At 58.8% G+C, this 17,161-nt stretch carries 15 protein-coding genes; 3 read left to right on the top strand and 12 right to left on the bottom strand.

The window, feature by feature from the left end:
- Positions 1-4: 4 nt before the first annotated feature.
- The 12 genes from nuoK to secA form a co-directional block, all read right to left on the bottom strand.
- Positions 5-310, bottom strand: a complete 306-nt coding sequence (nuoK, locus tag JNL86_18130; protein ID MBL8044832.1) for an NADH-quinone oxidoreductase subunit NuoK — start codon at positions 308-310, stop codon at positions 5-7.
- A 52-nt stretch (positions 311-362) separates the two neighbouring features.
- Positions 363-875, bottom strand: a complete 513-nt coding sequence (locus JNL86_18125) for an NADH-quinone oxidoreductase subunit J (protein MBL8044831.1) — start codon at positions 873-875, stop codon at positions 363-365.
- Positions 876-994: 119 nt separating this feature from the next.
- Positions 995-1,570, bottom strand: a complete 576-nt coding sequence (gene nuoI / locus JNL86_18120) for an NADH-quinone oxidoreductase subunit NuoI (protein MBL8044830.1) — start codon at positions 1,568-1,570, stop codon at positions 995-997.
- Between the two features lie 9 nt (positions 1,571-1,579).
- On the bottom strand, positions 1,580-2,647 hold the full coding sequence (gene nuoH / locus JNL86_18115) for an NADH-quinone oxidoreductase subunit NuoH (protein ID MBL8044829.1): 1,068 nt from the start codon (positions 2,645-2,647) through the stop codon (positions 1,580-1,582).
- 24 nt (positions 2,648-2,671) lie between these two features.
- The gene (gene nuoG, locus JNL86_18110; protein MBL8044828.1) at positions 2,672-5,341 is read right to left on the bottom strand and encodes an NADH-quinone oxidoreductase subunit NuoG; all 2,670 of its coding nucleotides are present in this window, start codon (positions 5,339-5,341) and stop codon (positions 2,672-2,674) included.
- 96 nt (positions 5,342-5,437) lie between these two features.
- A complete protein-coding gene (gene nuoF, locus JNL86_18105) occupies positions 5,438-6,745 on the bottom strand; it encodes an NADH-quinone oxidoreductase subunit NuoF (protein ID MBL8044827.1) in 1,308 nt (435 codons plus the stop codon).
- Positions 6,746-6,837: 92 nt separating this feature from the next.
- A complete protein-coding gene (locus JNL86_18100) occupies positions 6,838-7,374 on the bottom strand; it encodes an NAD(P)H-dependent oxidoreductase subunit E (GenBank protein MBL8044826.1) in 537 nt (178 codons plus the stop codon).
- A gap of 174 nt (positions 7,375-7,548) precedes the next feature.
- On the bottom strand, positions 7,549-9,300 hold the full coding sequence (gene nuoD / locus JNL86_18095) for an NADH dehydrogenase (quinone) subunit D (GenBank protein MBL8044825.1): 1,752 nt from the start codon (positions 9,298-9,300) through the stop codon (positions 7,549-7,551).
- An 83-nt stretch (positions 9,301-9,383) separates the two neighbouring features.
- A complete protein-coding gene (locus JNL86_18090) occupies positions 9,384-9,863 on the bottom strand; it encodes an NADH-quinone oxidoreductase subunit B (GenBank protein MBL8044824.1) in 480 nt (159 codons plus the stop codon).
- A 147-nt stretch (positions 9,864-10,010) separates the two neighbouring features.
- Positions 10,011-10,382, bottom strand: coding sequence for an NADH-quinone oxidoreductase subunit A (ndhC, locus tag JNL86_18085; protein ID MBL8044823.1), 372 nt, complete (start codon positions 10,380-10,382; stop codon positions 10,011-10,013).
- Positions 10,375-11,619: an SAM-dependent methyltransferase gene (locus JNL86_18080; GenBank protein MBL8044822.1), complete on the bottom strand. Its 1,245-nt coding sequence runs from the start codon at positions 11,617-11,619 to the stop codon at positions 10,375-10,377. Before JNL86_18080 ends, ndhC begins: the two co-directional genes overlap by 8 nt.
- Before the next feature lie 402 nt (positions 11,620-12,021).
- Complete coding sequence (secA, locus tag JNL86_18075; protein ID MBL8044821.1) at positions 12,022-14,727, bottom strand: preprotein translocase subunit SecA; 2,706 nt, start codon at positions 14,725-14,727, stop codon at positions 12,022-12,024.
- 234 nt (positions 14,728-14,961) lie between these two features.
- Between secA and JNL86_18070 the strand changes: the two genes are divergently transcribed.
- The 3 genes from JNL86_18070 to JNL86_18060 all read left to right on the top strand — a co-directional run bounded on the left by JNL86_18070 (position 14,962) and on the right by JNL86_18060 (position 17,141).
- Entirely contained in the window at positions 14,962-16,044 is a 1,083-nt protein-coding gene (locus JNL86_18070) for a tetratricopeptide repeat protein (protein ID MBL8044820.1), read from the top strand.
- 96 nt (positions 16,045-16,140) lie between these two features.
- Complete coding sequence (locus tag JNL86_18065; GenBank protein ID MBL8044819.1) at positions 16,141-16,446, top strand: hypothetical protein; 306 nt, start codon at positions 16,141-16,143, stop codon at positions 16,444-16,446.
- 236 nt (positions 16,447-16,682) lie between these two features.
- Positions 16,683-17,141 carry a hypothetical protein gene (locus JNL86_18060; GenBank protein MBL8044818.1) on the top strand — a complete coding sequence of 153 codons (459 nt, stop codon included), beginning with the start codon at positions 16,683-16,685 and terminating at the stop codon, positions 17,139-17,141.
- Positions 17,142-17,161 lie beyond the last annotated feature (20 nt).

Below are 17,161 nucleotides of genomic sequence, written 5' to 3'. Positions count from 1 at the left end.
CAACCTATCGTTTCAACAAATTGAGATCGTCGATATACATCGATGAATTGGTCCGGTGAAGGGCGATGATGATGGCCAGTCCCACGGCCACTTCTGCCGCCGCGACGGTCAAGGCGAAAAAGACGAATACCTGGCCAGCCACCTGATGGAAATATTCCGAAAAGGCGACGAAGTTGATGTTCGTGGCATTCAACATCAGTTCGACCGAGAGCAAAATGACAATGATATTGCGCCGGATCAAGACCCCCACCACACCAGTGAGGAACACAAACCCACTCAGAACCAGATAATACGATAAGGGAACGGTCATACGCGCCTGTAGGTCATAGGTACCGGGTAATCGCTCGTCGTCTCGCCGGCGATCACTTCGTGCTCTCGATGATGTCTTTCTTGGCCAAAATAATTGCCCCGATCATGGCGACAAGGAGAATCAGTGAGGCCACTTCGAAGGGAAACAAATAGGTGGAATACAAGGCCTCGCCGATCATTTCCGTATTGCCTGTTGCCGCGGCGGCATCCGTCGAACCAGTTGGAGCCGAAGGGACGCTCCGGGCTTGAATGAGCAGCAACAGCACTTCCGTGCAAAGGGTGACGCCCAAGAGTCCCGCCACCGGGAGTTGGTTGTGATACCGCTCTTCAGATTTGATGCTCAGGAGCATGACCACGAACAGATATAGCACCAGAATGGCGCCGGCATACACGACGATCTGCACGGCGGCCAGGAATTCGGCATGCAGCGTGACGTACAGGCCCGCCACGTGAAAAAACATGATCAGCAACGCCAGCGCGCTGTACACGGGGTTACGCAAGGCGACGACCAGTACGGAGGTGCCGGCGATCACTGCAGCAAAATAAAAAAAGAAAATGTGGTCCATGCGTCCGCTATCGAGTCCGAATCAGATCAATGGCCCTGTCCCCTGTCGCTCCGGTGGCAGCCTGTTGCGCCTCGATCGTCTCTGTGTGGGGGGCCAGCACGGAGGACGAGGCGGGCGGCCTAGTTCTCCTTTTGCGGGAGATGCTTGAACGTGACGTTGAAAAACGCCACGTTCGGATGCTGCAGCTCGAGGCGCTTTTCCCGGACTGGGAATGCGCGGTCGCCGATGGCGAGCAGCTGTTGCTTATTGAGATGGAGTTGGCGCTTGTCGTATACGGCCCATTCAAATTCGCGGGTCATGGCGAGGGCATCCACGGGACAGGCGTCGACGCAGAGTCCGCAGAACAGACAGCGCGTCATGTCCATATAGTATTCTTTGGAATACCGCTTGGTCGGCTCGCCGGGTACTTCGCCGCTGACGACGCGGATCACACGCGAGGGGCAGGCCGCTTCGCAGAGATCACATCCCACGCATTTCTCCGTTCCGTCGTCATACCGCAACAGCGACAGCATGCCTCGGTAGTTGTCCGGCAGCAGGCGCTTTTCGTGCGGGTATTGCAGCGTGATGGGTTTGTAGTTGAGCAGGTGCGTGAGTGTGGCTTTCATGCCCACCAGGAGCTCATAAAACGTCAACGTCTTCAGCCAATCGCTGAATGACGGTTTCCGTTTGGTGTCTGCTGTGACAGCGGCGTTCATGGCACTCCGTTACCGCGGGAAGAAGTAGGCGGCAATCGCCGTCAACACGATGTTGCCGAGCGCGATGGGCAACATCACTTTCCAGCCGAACCGCATGAGTTGGTCATACCGCAGGCGGGGCAGCGTGGCCCGCAACCAAAAGAACAGGAAGAGGAAAAAGTAGACCTTGGCGGCAAACCAGACGACGTTTTCGATCCAGGCCAGCGCATCCAGCCCGAGGTGCCCCAGGATCGTGCCGGGATAGGGGGCGTTCCACCCGCCCAGGAAGAGTGCCGCAGCCACACAGGAGACCAGGATCATGTTCGCGTATTCCGCGATGAAGAAAAACGCAAACCGCATGCCGCTGTATTCCGTGAAGAATCCCGCAACCAATTCGCTTTCCGCTTCCGGCAGGTCGAACGGCACCCGGTTCGTTTCTGCGACCGACGAGATCACGTAGACCACGAAGGCGAAAATCTGAGGGAACGGCATGGCAATCACGAACCAGTTCCAGAATCCGCCAGCCTGCGCCTCGGTGATCTTCACCAGACTGAGTGAACCGGACAGCAGAATGACACCCACGATCGCCAGGCCGACGTTCAATTCGTAGCTGATGACCTGCGCGGCGGAACGGAGTCCGCCGAGGAGCGAGTATTTGCTGTTCGAGGACCAGCCGCCAAGGATGATGCCGTAGGCGCCGATCGAGGCAAAGGCCAGGATGTACAGAATGCCGATGTTGATATCGCTGATCACGAACGGCTTGACCTGCATGCCGAACAGCTCGATGGTCATGCTTGGCCCGAAGGGAATCACCGCGAACCCGATCATGGCCGGCACCAGTGCCAGAATCGGTGCCAGCGTAAAGAGGAAGCGATTTGCCCCGGCTGGGATGATGTCTTCTTTGAAGAAGAGTTTGAGCCCGTCGGCGATGGGTTGGAGGACGCCGTAAGGACCGACTTCCATCGGACCCATCCGATCTTGCATCCAGCCGAGGACTTTGCGCTCAGCGAGGGTGAGGACCATGACGGTCAGCATCACCACTCCCATCACCGCGGCGATTTGAGCTAAGGACACCGCCAGTCGTAATCCGATTTCCATGACAACAATACTCCTCGTCTCGTCCTATGAGACCTTCGCCAGAGATACGTGCGCGAGCTTAAAATAGGGGATTTGAGTCTGGGGATCAATCGTCCATTCCGCGAGCTGTTTAGCCTCGCCGTCGAAATGCTCCGGGAACCACAACACACCGGCAGGGACCCGCTCGCGTAGCGTCACCGTCGTGGTGATGGCCCCGCGTGTATTAGACACCTTGACGGTGGACCCGTCCGTGAGCCCTAGCCTGGTGGCATCAGCCGGGTTGATGGACAACACTCCGTGTTTCTGTAATTGCAGCAACCCCTTCGAGCGTGTCGACAACTTGCCCGAATGAAAGAGCGTCTGTGTGAACGTCAACGTGAAGACGTCGCCCGCCGGTTTGGGTGCAGGACGAACGGCGTATCGGGCGTTGATGTCGAGAGCAGCCTCTTCGGCCAAATACTGGCTCAATATTGCTTGGTCGATCTTGGGAGGCGTCGGGGTTGGCCCCAGCAGGCCGTACCCGGGGATCACGCTTCGGATTTCTTTGAGGATCTCCCGCGCGTCGCCATATTCGAGCGGAACCCCCATCAACACAGACACGGCGGACAATATTTCCCAATCCGGGCGGCTGTCTCCGATCGGATTGATCGCCTGCCGAACGGCCTGGACATGGCCTTCGGAATTGGTAAAGGTGCCGTCTTTTTCCATGTACGAGCAGACGGGGAGCACCACATGGGCCATGGCCGCCGTCTCCGTGAGAAAGAGCTCCTGACAGACCAGCAGGTCCAGTTTGGCCAGGGCTTCTTTGGCCTGGGCGGCGGCGGGTAACGTGCCGACTGGGTTCTCACCGAGGACAAACAAGGCTTTGAGTGTCCCCTTGTTGGCTGCGGCCAGCATCTCGATGAGCGAGGCCCCGGGGGTTCGCGGCAATTCTTCCCGCCAGACCGAGGTCAAGCGGTCGCGCGCCGCTTGATCGTTGAGCGGCATCGGTCCGGGGATGAATTCGGCGACCGCGCCCATCTCCACCGTGCCCTGATCGTTATTTTCTTCCGCCAGCGGTCCAAGCCCGCAGCCGGGTTGGTCCAGCTTGCCGAGGAGGATCAGCAGGTCGAGGAGATTCGTGGTCGTCGCGCCCGCTCCCGGATGACGCAGGACGCCGTTTCCAACCAGCACGACCAGGCGCTTGGCCTTCGCCAAGAGCTGAGCGGTCTCTGCCCAGTGAGTCCGTGGATGGCCGGTGGCGGCTTCCAAGACGTCCCAGGAGATCCCGTTCAAGGCGGTGGTGACGCGTTGGACGAAGCCAGGCGACTGTTGAGTGAGGGTGGCGTCTACCAGATTCCCATCCACCACCGCCTTGAGCAGTCCGAGGACGGTGTTGCCGAACTGCTCGGGATGGGTTTGGAAGTGGTGTGTGGCCAGATTCGTAATATTGCTCAGCGTATCGACGGCCGGATGTAAGGTTTCCATCGTGACGAGTGCCGCCTGCCGCTTTTTGACGGCTTCTTTCACTTTGAGTCCGGTGATCGGGCTGGTTTCGGTGATATTGGTGCCGACCAAGAGCAGGGCGTTGGCAGCGACGATGCCTTCGAAGGCAATGGTCCAACGATGGGTGCCTTGGACGCGCCGCAAGGCGTGGACACCGTTTAGATGGCCGTACCGTGCGCTGCTATCGACCCGATTAGTGCCGATCACCTGGCGCATGAACTTCTGGAACACATAGACGTCTTCGTTTGTGCAACGGGAGGAGACCAGTCCGCCGAATGCGTCCGCGCCGTGCGCTAATTTCAACCGAAGGGCCTGGGCGGCGACAAACTCCAGCGCCTCTTCCCAGGTGGTCTCCACCAGTGCGCCGTCTCGTCGAATCAGCGGATGGGTCAGGCGGTCGGGGTGGCTGCTGGCATGGAAACCGAAAAATCCGCGGGCACAGAGATCACCGTTGTTCCGGCCGGCACCGTGTGCGGAGTTCACCTCAATCAGCTCGTTGCCCTTGGTTTGCACGGTGATCCGGCAGCCGTCGCCGCAGAAGGTGCAAATGGTGTCGGCCCGTTTGAGCATCCAGGGGCGGTATTCGTACATCGACAGGCGGCTGGTAATGGCGCCGACCGGGCAAATTTGAATGCATCCGCCGCAGAACTCGCAATCGAGTTCGTGTGGCCCGAAGTGCTTGATCTCCGTCATCGTGCCGCGGCCCACCGGCGCCAGCGCTTTGACGTCCATGATCTCGTCGCAATAGCGCACGCAGCGCAGGCATTGGACGCAGCGATTCATTTGCGTCTCAATGAGCGGGCTGAAGTATTCTTTCTGGAAGATGCGTTTGGTTTCGGTAAACCGGCTGGTGGTCGGCGTGTATTGATGTGAAAAATCCTGGAGGTCGCACTTTCCACCCTGGTCGCAGACCGGACAATCAAGCGGATGGTTGGCCAGGATGAATTCCAGCACGGACTTGTGCGCGTCATCGACGGTGGTGGTGGCGGTACGGACGGCCATGCCTTCGGCAACGGGCGTGCTACACGCCGTCTGCAGTTTCGGCATCTTTTCGATTTCCACCAGGCACATCCGGCAATTCGCGTCGGGCTTCAGCTTGGGGTGATAGCAGAAATGCGGGATCATCACGCCGACGCGCCGGGCGGCCTCGATCACGAGGGTGCCCTTGGGAACCGCGACCGTGGTACCGTCGATAGTGAGGCGGACTGTGTCTGGCTTTTGATCAGGCATAATGTACGTCGTTCATCGCTCGTGAAGCGTGCAGTGTTGTGAGAGATGCACAGCGTCGGTTCTTCTCCGATGACGCGATACACTTCACGAGATACGTCAATGCTTCGTTCCCACTGGTTCCGGTCGGATCAGGTTGGCCGCCTCAGCGGCCTGAATCATGTCGACATATTCCTGGCGCCAATGTTTGAGTGTGCTCAAGATCGGGGACACCTCGGCGTCGCCGAAGGCGCAGACCGTCCGACCGGCGATGTTCTTACATAGGTCGGTCAACGTTTCAAGGTCCGACAGGCGACCGCGCTTATTGACGATCCGGCGCATGATCTGGACGAGCCAGGAACTGCCCTCCCGGCAGGGACTGCACTTGCCACAGGACTCGTGGTAGAAAAATTCCATCAGGCGCAGCGCGGCCCACACCATGTCGGTGCCCTCTTCCATGACGGTGACGCCGCCGGACCCCAGCATGGAACCCGCCAAGGCAACGGATTCGAAATCCAGTTTCACGTCCAAATGTTCCGGCGTCAGGAACGGAGCGGAGGCTCCTCCGGGGATGAACGCCTTGAGCGGTTTGTTCCCTCGCATGCCACCGGCATGTTCATAGATCAATTCGCGGAATGTGATACCCATCGGGACTTCATAGTTGCCCGGTTGTTTCACGTGTCCACTCACGCAGAAGACCCGGGTGCCTGTGCTCTTGGGCGGCGAGCCGATGGCGGCGAACCATTCTGCCCCACGATTCACGATGTGCGGCAGGTTGGCGAGGGTCTCGACGTTGTTGACCACGGTCGGCTTATTGTACAGGCCATGCGTGGCCGGGAATGGCGGCTTGACGCGTGGGAGCCCGCGTTTCCCTTCGAGCGATTCCAGCAGAGCTGTTTCTTCCCCGCAGATATACGCGCCTGCTCCGCGATGGACCCAGATATCGATGGACGTGCCGGATCCGAAGATGTTTTTCCCGACATAGCCGGCGGCACGCGCGTCCTTGATGGCGGCTTCGAGAATCTTGGCGCCCAACACGAATTCGCCGCGAATATAAATGTAGGCACTGGCGGCGCCGATCGCGTAGCAGGCGATCAACATCCCTTCCAACAGCTGATGCGGATCGCGCTCGATGAGTTGGCGATCTTTGAACGTGCCTGGTTCGCTCTCGTCGGCATTGCAGCAGAGGTAACGGGGACCTTGGTAGTCTTTCGGCAGAAAGCCCCATTTCACACCGGTCGGAAACCCGGCGCCACCGCGCCCACGCAATCCGGATTTCATGACGATACCGGTCACGTCCGTCGGGCTGAGCTGTCCAAGCACTTTCCGGATGGCCTGGTACCCACCGGCGCGTTCATATTCGGCCAGCGACCCGGCATAGCCGGGCAGCAGCATATTCTTCAACAAAATGGGTTCGTACTTCGGCATAGTCTTTAGTCTCGTGAAGCGTCGTCCGTGAGGCGTGAAGCGTGCGATCCCCCGTTTTTCTTGCTTGCGACCGACGAGATACGATTCATGTTTCACGCCCCCGGCTTCGCATGTTCCGGTTCCGGCCACATAAACGGGCCCGTTTTCAGCGATGACGTACCGGTCTGCCGCAAGTCCGTCAGAATGCGATCCAGTTTGTCTTCCGTCAGACGCTCATAATAGTCGTCATTGACCTGCATCATAGGGCCCGTCCCGCACGCGGCCAGACATTCCACGATGCTGAGCGTGAAGAGCTTGTCCGGCGTCGTTTCCCCGGGCTTGATCCCGAGCTTGGTGCCAATCCAGCCGATGACGGTGTCGGACCCCACGAGGGCGCACATCAACGATTTGCAGACCTGCAGGTGGAACTTGCCCACCGGCTTGAGATTCAGCATCGTATAAAACGTGGCCGTCTCATACACCTGCGGCGGGGTCAGCTTCAAGATGCCGGCGATTTCCTGCATCGCCGCTTCCGTGACATACCCGTCTTCCCGCTGGGCCAGATACAGTAGCGGCAAGAGCGCCGAGCGCTTCACCGGGTACCGGGAGAGGATCTCATCAATTTCCGCCTGACATTTTTCCTTCAACATATCTCTTCTACCAAAAGAGTGAGCTGTGGTGTTCCAACGTGTGCGCGTCCAAGCCCCCAGCCTCGCCGCCTTTGAGGACCGCAGGGGTCGCGGTGCCTCCAACTGCGCGCATCGATCGAGCACATTCTGATGGTGCGCGATCTGCGAGCAAGGAGGCACTGTGAATCCTCGCGGTCATCTATCACATTCTCCCATCACGATATCGTAGGTGCCGAAGATCGTGATGATGTCAGAAATCAAATACCCTCGCGCCATGTGGTCGAACGCGCCCATGTGAATAAAAGACGGGGCGCGGATCTTGAGCCGGTATGGGCGGGGGCTGCCGTCGCTCACAATGAAAAATCCGAGTTCGCCTTTAGGCGCTTCGGTCCCGCAATAGGTTTCGCCTTTGGGCGGCTTGAACCCTTGCGTAAAGATAATAAAGTGATGAATCAAGCTCTCCATGTCGCGCATGACCTTCGCCTTTGGCGGGGGAATCACATGCGGCACGTCCGCCATGATCGGCCCTTCCGGCATTTGGTCGAGGCATTGCGCGATGATGCGTGCGCTCTGCCGCATTTCTTCCATGCGCACCCAATATCGATCGTAGGTGTCGCCCCGTTTGCCGACGGGTACTTCCCATTCAACCTTGTTGTAGACGCCGTAGGGCTCATACTTGCGGATGTCATAATCGACGCCCGATCCTCGCAACGTCGGCCCGGTGAGGCCGAAGTTGATGGCGTCTTCCGCCGAAATCACCGCGATATCTTTGGTTCGCCCGACCCAGATCCGGTTGGACATGAGCAGTTGATTGTATTCGTTGACCTTGTCCGGGAACGTCTGCAGAAACGCCTTCAGCCGGCCCACAAGATCGGGTGTGAAATCGCTGTCGACGCCGCCGATGCGGTAGTAGTTCAATGTCAGGCGCGCACCGCACAATTTTTCGAACATGTCCAGGAGGATTTCGCGCTCGCGAAACGTCCAGAAAAAGACGGTCATGGCGCCGATGTCGAGGGCCTGGGTGCCCAGCCAGAAGAGATGGCCGATGATCCGCTGCATTTCGGCGACGATGGTACGGACATACTCCGCCCGCTCCGGCACCGTGATGTCGAGCAGTTTTTCCACCGCGCGTACGTACGCGTAGTTGTTGGTCATCGCGCAGACATAGTCGAGGCGGTCGGTGTGGGGAATGACCTGCATGTAATGGAGGCCTTCCGCCAACTTTTCCACGCCGCGATGCAGATACCCCAGGTCCGGGGTCGCTTTGATGATTCGCTCGCCGTCCAGTTCCAACACGACCCGGAGTACGCCGTGGGTGCTGGGATGTTGCGGGCCCATGTTCAGGAGCAACTCTTCGCGCCGTCTCGTTCCGCTTTGCTGTTCGGTTGCCCGATAGACTTGCTTTTCCTCTTCCGGGATCTCTCCCTCCGTCTGTTCCTCGGGAGCCTCATCCAAACGGGGGATGAACGGGAACGAACTGCGCCAGCCTCGCCCTTCAGCGGGAAAGTCTTTGCGCAGGGGATGCCCCTCTTCGTAGTCGTCCGGCAGAAGAATGCGACGAAGGTCCGGATGCCCGACGAAGGTGATCCCCATGAGGTCATACACTTCGCGCTCCATGAATTCGGCACCCTTCCAGATACCGGTAACGGAGGCGATCTGAGGCGTCTCTTCTGTGACTCGCGCTTTCAGCCTGATCCGCCGGCGGTGCGAGAGGGAGAGCAACTGATAAATCACCTCGAACCGTTCCGGGTCGTTGGGGTAGTCGACGGAGCAAATATCGGTGATGTGATCGAACGCCGCTTCGGGCGTGTCGTGCAACCAACGCGCGACGTCCACGATCCGGGCGGCAGCCACCCGGGCGGTCACCTCGTTACGCGCAGCATCCACCTCCACGCCACGGATGGCGTCGGGGAAAGCGGTCATGAGTCGTTCGAGCAGTGGTTGCATCGTGATGAAACAACTAGGAGGTTGTGATCCGGTGAGTCAGGTGGGGAGCGTCAACCCCGCACGGTCACCAATTCACGCCCGGGTTACCGCACAAAAATCTTTTCGCGCTGAATCTTTTCCTGCAATTTCAAGAGCCCGTCCAGCAGCGCCTCAGGACGGGGCGGGCAGCCGGCAATATATACGTCCACCGGAACGATCTGATCCACGCCCTGCACGACGGCATAGCTGTTGTAGTGATTGCCGGACGTCGCGCAGGAGCCCATCGAGATGACATAGCGCGGCTCGGCCATCTGGTCGTAAATGCGACGGATCACCGGTGCCATTTTGCGCGAAACCGTACCGGCCACGATCATCAAATCGGACTGCCGGGGCGAGGCCCGGAAGACACCGGCGCCGAAGCGGTCGATGTCATACCGCGACGAGACGCTCGCGATCATTTCGATGGCGCAACAGGCCAATCCGAACGTCATCGGCCACAAGGACGATTTGCGCGCCCAGCCGACGAAGGCATCGAGGTTCGTCGTCAACACATTGGCATCGAGTTGTCTTTCTAGAAAACTCATAGTCCTCTCACTTTCCTATTTTCTCTCGCGAGAAGGAGAATGAGCGGTCTGACCGCCTCTGATTGCACGCGTCGAACGAGGGGCTTCTGAGGCCGCGCGTTCCGTAAGCGACAGAGGCGGCCAGGCTGCTCACCCTAGCTCCCATACTCAGTCCCATTCGAGCGCCCCTTTTTTCCACGCATACCAGAACCCGACGATCAGGATCGCGATGAAGACCACCATCTCGGCCAATCCCACCAGGCCCAATTTTTTGAACGCGACCGCCCAAGGGAACATAAAGACGATCTCGATGTCGAAGATCACGAAGAGCATCGCAATGATGTAGTACCGGATCGGGAACTGCACCTTCGCGTCGGAAAAGAGCGGGCTGCCGCTCTCGTAGGGCGCGAGTTTGGCTCGATAGGGCCGACTCGGCCTGACGATGCGCCCAAGGAGAATCTGCACCGCGCCGAAGGCAAAAGCGATCACGATAAAAATCAGGATCGGGATGTAATTCAGCGGCGCCGCTTCGCTACCCATGACAGACCTGTGACGTGTGACGTGTCGTTCGTGAAACGTCGGCTGACGTCTGACGATTGACGGATGACGCCCCGTTCGTGTTCAAAATCGATCCGAAGAAGGGTTTGAATTTCAGCCCGTCCAACTCCGGCGTGGCCATTCCCTTATGTTGGACCAGAACCTTGAAGGTTCGGCCCATGCCGTCCGGCCGCAACAGGTGAATGGCAGCGTAAAACTCCGCGGATTCTGGCTCGAGGGAGTCCAGGAATTGCTCGGCGCCAAGGCCGATCAGGAAACTCATCTGATTCGTGAACCCCGTGACCTCAAGACCGGCTTGTTGGCCTACACGCGCCAGAGCGGTGAAATCTACATGAGCGGTCATGTCCTGCATTCCAACTCGGTCGTACGCATCTTCCGAGGTCGTCTGGCTGTAATAGCAGAGGAACGTGCCGTTCTTGCGCTCGGGCCCATAGAGGTCTTCAGCTGTATGGCCGTAATCAATCGTCAGGACGGCCCCACGGTTCATGACCTCCGCGACTTGTTTCATCCAGTGGACTGCGCCAAGGTTGATTTCCGTCCGATAGCCGTCCGGCAGGCTGATGGCGCCTTCACGCAAGTAGGACGCGAGTTCGTCTGAGAGCGGACGATAGACCTCTGTGAATCGACCATCACGCACATCCACGTAGAGTTCCTGTGGGCGACCGTCGATCACCGCGAGCCGATGGACGGGAAACGCGTCGACCAGCTCATTGGAGAAGAAGAGGCCGGTGACGCTGTCGGGAGGAAGATCTTCCAGTCGATCCACCCACGCGACACGACCGGTCTGGTCGACCCACGGCCCGATCGCCTGCTGCTGCTGTGCGCGCATCGATGCGCTGCGTTCGATGAGGATATATCGAAGGCGTGCACCGAGGTTTGCGGGAGCCTGTTGGCAGGCCGCCAGAAAATCGCGCGCCAGCAGTCCCTTTCCCGGCCCCATCTCTACCACGGTGAATGGATTCGGATGACCAAGGCAGGCATCGAGTTGCTGGGCTTGTTTGGCCAGGGCCTGTCCGAGAATGGGATGTACGTCGGAACTCGTATAGAAATCACCCGACCATCCGATCCGTTCTTGTGTTGGATCGTCGACGGGTCTGACGTAATAGCCGTATTGGGGATGATAGAGGGCGAGCTCCATGAAACGAGCGAACGAAATCGGACCCATGGCCGCGATTTCAGCCTTGATATTCGCCAGGAGTTGAGGATGCCCAGTGCTCAAAGTGACACCACGCTTGTCGGTAGTCGACTCCTGTTTCAGGCGCCGTCGCGCGAAACAGCTCTCCTACCGGATTCTCTAGGGAAAAGAGTGGGTTAGATTAGCCGCTGGCTCTGCGGCAAGTCAAGGCGAAAAGGGAGGAATGGTGCGGGTCCTGTCACGGCGAACAGCCCCAGCGTGCTCGCTCCACCTATCCCCGAGCGGGTCCCTTCCGCTGCGCGCGGATGGAGGCCACCTGGTCTTCCTCCAAATGAAGAGAATAATGAAATGGGGAGACCGTTGTTGCCCCTTCAGTACCTATTGTGATTTTTTGCAGGAAGGAGGAACAAGTTGCATCGTGAGGCGAGCGAGGCATAGGCCGGCCGAACTTCCGCGCGAAGCGACGCAGTGTGGTTTCGCCTCTCGTTATGCCCCGTGGCACTTCTTGAATTTTTTTCCGCTTCCGCAGGGGCAGGGATCGTTGCGGCCGGTCTTGTCCGCCTGGCTCTGGACGGTTTGGGTGGCCGGTTCGTCGCTGCGGTTGAGTACCATGTGTGGCGGCGGCGTCGGTTCAGGAGCCGGCGGGGGTGGTTGCTCGCCCCGGACGGCTTGGACCCGGAACATGCGCTCCAGCACATCGGACTTGATGCGCTCCATCATGGAGGAGAACATGTCGAAGCCTTCTCGCTTGTACTCGATCAACGGGTCCTTCTGCCCATACCCCCGCAGGCCGATACCGTCCCGCAGGTGGTCCATGCCGAGCAGGTGATCCTTCCAATGGTGGTCGATCACTTGCAGGAGCAGCATCTTTTCCAGGTACCGCATGAGTTCAACGCTGAGTTCCTGCTCTTTCTGGTCGTAGGCGCGGCGAACCTGGGTTTGGATTTCGTCGATCAGCGCATCTCGGCCGACATCCTTGAAGTGGTCGGCCACGCTGCCCTTGCCTTGAGTGATGTCGAGCGCGAACTGGCCCTGCAAGGCTTCTCCGAGGCCGTTGAAATCCCATTCTTCCTGGTATTGATCGACCGGACAATAGGTGTCGACGAAGGCGTTGACGAGATCCTTCATCATGTCGTGAATATCTTGCTGGATGTGCTCACCGGCCAACACGGCGTGGCGGTGCTGGTAGATCACTTCCCGCTGTTTATTCATCACGTCGTCGTATTCGAGGAGCTGTTTACGGACTTCGAAGTTGTGCGCCTCGACTTTTTTCTGAGCGTTGGCAATGGCACGTGTGACCATGCCATGTTCGATCGGTATGCCTTCCTCCATCCCGAGCTTCAGCATCATCTGCGAGACGCGCTCGGAGGCAAAGATGCGCATCAAATCGTCTTCGAGGGACAGGTAGAAACGCGAGGAGCCAGGGTCGCCTTGACGTCCGGCGCGGCCGCGGAGCTGGTTGTCGATCCGGCGGCTTTCGTGGCGCTCCGTGCCGAGGATGTGCAGACCCCCTGAGGCGACGACTTCCTGTTTGTCCCTTTCGCACTCGGTTTTGATCTGTTCCAGGATCTGCTGCTTCCGCTCCTCCGTGAGAGTGTCGTCCTGATAGAGCACGCGCTTGAAGAGGAAATCGGCGTTGCCGCCCAGGAGAATATCGGTACCACGGCCGGCCATGTTGGTGGCGATGGTGACCGCGCCCTTGCGTCCTGCCTGGGCGATGATTTCCGCTTCCTTCTCATGGAATTTAGCGTTCAGCACGTTGTGCTTGATGCCGTTGCGGCCCAAATACCCGGCCAGGCGTTCGGATTTTTCGATCGAGATCGTACCGACCAGCACCGGTTGCCCGCGCTCGTGGCAGTCTTTGATCTCTTCGACGATGGCGGTGAATTTTTCTTTTTCCGTACGGAAGACGACGTCGGCGTAGTCTTTGCGGATCATAGCCCGGTTGGTCGGGACCACGTTGACGTCCAGATTGTAGATCTTGGCGAACTCGCCCGCTTCCGTGTCGGCGGTGCCGGTCATGCCCGCCAGTTTCTTGTACATGCGGAAATAGTTTTGGAAGGTGACTGAGGCCAACGTCTGGTTCTCATTGGCGATTTTGACGCCTTCCTTGGCTTCCACCGCCTGATGGAGTCCGTCGCTCCAGCGACGACCCGGCATCAACCGGCCGGTAAACTCGTCGACGATGATGACTTCGCCGTCCTTCACCACATAGTCGACGTCGCGCTTGTAGAGTGAATAGGCCTGGAGCGCTTTGACGACATGGTGCACCAAATCCATGTGTTGCAGGTCGTAGAGGTTGTCTACGCCCAGCAACTTTTCGACCCGGACGTTCCCCTCTTCCGTGAGCGAGGCAGTCTTGGTCTTTTCCTCAATGGTGTAGTCGTGCTCCGGCTTGAGTTGCGGAATGATGGAATTGATCCGGTAGTACAGGTCGGTGGTCTGATCGGTCGGGCCGGATATGATCAGCGGTGTGCGCGCTTCGTCGATCAGGATGCTGTCGACTTCGTCCACGATGGCAAAGTGGAGTGGGCGCTGGACACATTGGCTGAGGTCGCTGACGATCAGGTTGTCGCGGAGGTAATCGAATCCGTATTCGTTGTTCGTCCCGTAGGTGATGTCCGCGCGATAGGCCTCGTGCCTGGTGCAGGGCCTCAAGTGTTGGAGCCGTTTGTCCGCGGCTTCATAGGTCGGGTCGTAAAAAAATGAGGCATCGTGCTGAATGATCCCGACGGACAGGCCGAGCGCATGATAGAGCTGGGCCATCCACGAGGCGTCGCGTTTAGCCAGGTAATCGTTGACGGTGACGAGATGGGCGCCCTTCCCTTCCAACGCATTGAGATAGAGCGGGAGGGTGGCCACCAGGGTTTTTCCTTCCCCGGTCTTCATTTCGGCGATTCGGCCCTTGTTCAAAATCATGCCGCCGATCAACTGCACGTCGAAATGCCGCATATTGAGCCGGCGACGGGACATCTCCCGGCATACCGCGAAGGCTTCGGGCAGAATGTCGTCGAGCGTTTCCCCGTCGTCGAGACGCTTCTTGAACTCTTGCGTTTTGTCGGCCAGGGCTTGATCCGATAAGGGCGTGAGGCTCGATTCGAGGCCATTGATGCGTTCGACGATCGGACGCAAGGCCTTGATCTCACGGTCGTTTTTACTGCCGAAGATGATGTTGAGGGCTTGGGTCAGCATGCAGGCGTACCTTTGTTCTCGTGAGCCGGCTCATGGGCTCGGGGGCGGAGTATACAGGAATCGAAAGGGGAATCCTACCGAAACAGCGCCAAGGGACTCAACTCTCTCTTCATGGTGCAGAGGAAAAATGCGCGGTGACGTCGTTGCTTTCGGAAGTACTGCTCTCTATAGTGGGGCGCACCACTTCGGCGACTCTCTCGTCGAAGTCACCCACGGATTCGATTGCGGATTGTGATGCGGCAAGGGCCTAGCGGTTCGCGTCATCTCCTCACGAGCCTCCTGCTCGGTTACCTGCTCGTGCTCGTCGCTTCTCCCCCTGAAGCCTGGTCGACTTCGTCCCCCTCGCCGGATGCAGCCCGCCGGAGCTATGAGCGGGGTGTGACGTTGTTTCGAGAAGGCAATGCGGATGGCGCAATCGAGGCGCTGAAAAAAGCATTGGCGCAAAATCCTCGGCTTGCCGAAGCCTACCATGTCCTGGGACTGGTCTATTTTCAGAGCAAGCGCAACCCGGAAGAAGCGATACAAGCCTACAAACAGTCTTTGAAATACGGGGCACCCTCGGCCGAGATCTTAAACGATCTGGCCGATGTCTATCTTGCACAGGGGCGGGGCGACGAGGCGGAGCAGGTGTTGCGGCAGGTGCTGGACATCGCACCGGGAAATGAAGAAGCGCATCTGGATTTAGCCCGGCTGTACGAAGAGCGCCACGATCGCGCCAATGCCGTGAAGATGTACCAGGCGCTCCTCCGCGTGCGCCCCGACCATGCCGAGGCCCTGTATCATCTGGCGAGCCTCCATGAGAGCCAGGGCGATCTCAGGCAGGCTCGCGACTATTTGTCTCGTTTGACGCAGGCGAATCCCAAACATGCCGATGCCTGGTATTTGCTCGGGCGCCTCGCGGAGCGGGGCAACGATTTGAATGCCGCCGCGGCCGCTCTGAAAGAGGCCATTGCGGTGAAAGCCGATTTGGTCGACGCCCATTACAATCTCGCCTTCGTCTATAGGAGTCAGGGGGTGCTTGCCGAAGCCGAGCGGGAGTTTCTGGAGGTCCTTCGGTATCGTCCGGAGTACGCCGAGGCCCACCTGAATCTCGGAATGGTCTACACCAGCCTGAATCGTTTGGAGGAAGCCGAACGGGAGTATGAGCGGGCCGTGGCGCTGAAGCCGAATTCGGCCGAGGCCCATTATAACCTCGGGGTGTTTTACGAGCTTCATCGCAAGGACATGGGGCGGGCGTTGGCCCAATATCGGCGCTATCGAGACCTTGGCGGGCGCGATGAACGGGTCGAGCGGATCATCGGTTTGGGAGGGCCCTAGCCGGCCCCGGCCGAATGGCCCGTCAGGGGTGAAAAGTTGCGTTGACGCTCCCGCGACGAGTTTGTTAGCATGCCGCCAGGTTTCGGTCTTTGTCATATGCGAAGTTCCAGCTTCAAAGGCATTGTGTGGGTTGTCGCCTTCGCCGTCATCGCCCTCTTGGCGGTGACGACCGGTAGTGCCGTGGCACATGAACTCCAGCACGCGGCCCATCACGATGCCGGCATGCATGGATCAGGTATTTGTGCCTGGATGTGTGCGACTGCCGGGGTTGACGTTGCGACCCCCGTTCATGCAGCCCATCTGCTGGCTTTGTCCGGCGACCTCAGTTTTTCTTCCGACCAACTGCTGTCCTCCCAATCAGGTTCCCTCTGCCAGTCTCGCGCGCCACCCCTGTCCGCCTAAATCACGTCCCCGTTGTCCCTAGATGCTCCGCGACTGGTTGTCGTAGAGCGTGAATGAGCAAAGAGGCGAGGTGTCTCGCATGCTCTGGGTGCAGGCCATCTTTACATTGTTGTTGAGCGGAGGGGCGACATGCTCCGGTCGTGGTCGTGTTGATCACAGGCCCTGCGGGGATCCATTCCTAATGCCAGTGGCGACCAGAGGTGAGGCCATTTCCTGTTTGAGGGAGTGAAGGAGTGATGACGATGCAGGTGAATCAGTGGATAGTGCGGATGGCGGTGTACGGACTCGCGGGGTTGGCGGTGCTGGTGTCTGCGCCCATCGCTTCCGCTGTCGATGCCAAGGCTGAGAAGGCGTTTACCCTTGCGGTGACCGATGCCCAGGGGGTCGAGACGGAATTGAAGAACGGGATTTTTTATTGGGAAGAAAAGATGAGCGAGACCTCGTTCGTCCCGCATGAATTGCGCCATTTGCCGTCCAAGCGTGGCACGGCGACGGTCAACATCAAGTTCGATCAGATCAAGCAGATAGACATGAAGCCAGGCGCCGACAAGGCGGCCCCGGCGATGACGGTGACTTTGGCCAATGGAAAGAGCGGGGAATTTGTCCCCGCGGTCAATGGGAGCTTTAAGGGTGAGTCCGATTTCGGGCAGGTCGAAATCCCGATCGGTTCACTTTCCAAGGTGGTCTTCAAGTAAGGTCGGAACGCATCCTGTCG

Source organism: Nitrospira sp. (genome assembly GCA_016788885.1).
GTDB lineage: Bacteria > Nitrospirota > Nitrospiria > Nitrospirales > Nitrospiraceae > Nitrospira_A.
The sequence above is the reverse complement of the archived record's forward strand: the minus strand, read 5'-3'. Positions and strand labels throughout refer to the sequence as shown.

Excerpts from the sequence above, each read along its gene's own strand:
- nuoK (MBL8044832.1), bottom strand. The coding sequence starts at position 310 with ATGACCGTTCCCTTATCGTATTATCTGGTTCTGAGTGGGTTTGTGTTC.
- JNL86_18125 (MBL8044831.1), bottom strand. The coding sequence starts at position 875 with ATGGACCACATTTTCTTTTTTTATTTTGCTGCAGTGATCGCCGGCACC.
- nuoI (MBL8044830.1), bottom strand. The coding sequence starts at position 1,570 with ATGAACGCCGCTGTCACAGCAGACACCAAACGGAAACCGTCATTCAGC.
- nuoH (MBL8044829.1), bottom strand. The coding sequence starts at position 2,647 with ATGGAAATCGGATTACGACTGGCGGTGTCCTTAGCTCAAATCGCCGCG.
- nuoG (MBL8044828.1), bottom strand. The coding sequence starts at position 5,341 with ATGCCTGATCAAAAGCCAGACACAGTCCGCCTCACTATCGACGGTACC.
- nuoF (MBL8044827.1), bottom strand. The coding sequence starts at position 6,745 with ATGCCGAAGTACGAACCCATTTTGTTGAAGAATATGCTGCTGCCCGGC.
- JNL86_18100 (MBL8044826.1), bottom strand. The coding sequence starts at position 7,374 with ATGTTGAAGGAAAAATGTCAGGCGGAAATTGATGAGATCCTCTCCCGG.
- nuoD (MBL8044825.1), bottom strand. The coding sequence starts at position 9,300 with ATGCAACCACTGCTCGAACGACTCATGACCGCTTTCCCCGACGCCATC.
- JNL86_18090 (MBL8044824.1), bottom strand. The coding sequence starts at position 9,863 with ATGAGTTTTCTAGAAAGACAACTCGATGCCAATGTGTTGACGACGAAC.
- ndhC (MBL8044823.1), bottom strand. The coding sequence starts at position 10,382 with ATGGGTAGCGAAGCGGCGCCGCTGAATTACATCCCGATCCTGATTTTT.
- secA (MBL8044821.1), bottom strand. The coding sequence starts at position 14,727 with ATGCTGACCCAAGCCCTCAACATCATCTTCGGCAGTAAAAACGACCGT.
- JNL86_18070 (MBL8044820.1), top strand. The coding sequence starts at position 14,962 with ATGCGGCAAGGGCCTAGCGGTTCGCGTCATCTCCTCACGAGCCTCCTG.
- JNL86_18065 (MBL8044819.1), top strand. The coding sequence starts at position 16,141 with ATGCGAAGTTCCAGCTTCAAAGGCATTGTGTGGGTTGTCGCCTTCGCC.
- JNL86_18060 (MBL8044818.1), top strand. The coding sequence starts at position 16,683 with ATGACGATGCAGGTGAATCAGTGGATAGTGCGGATGGCGGTGTACGGA.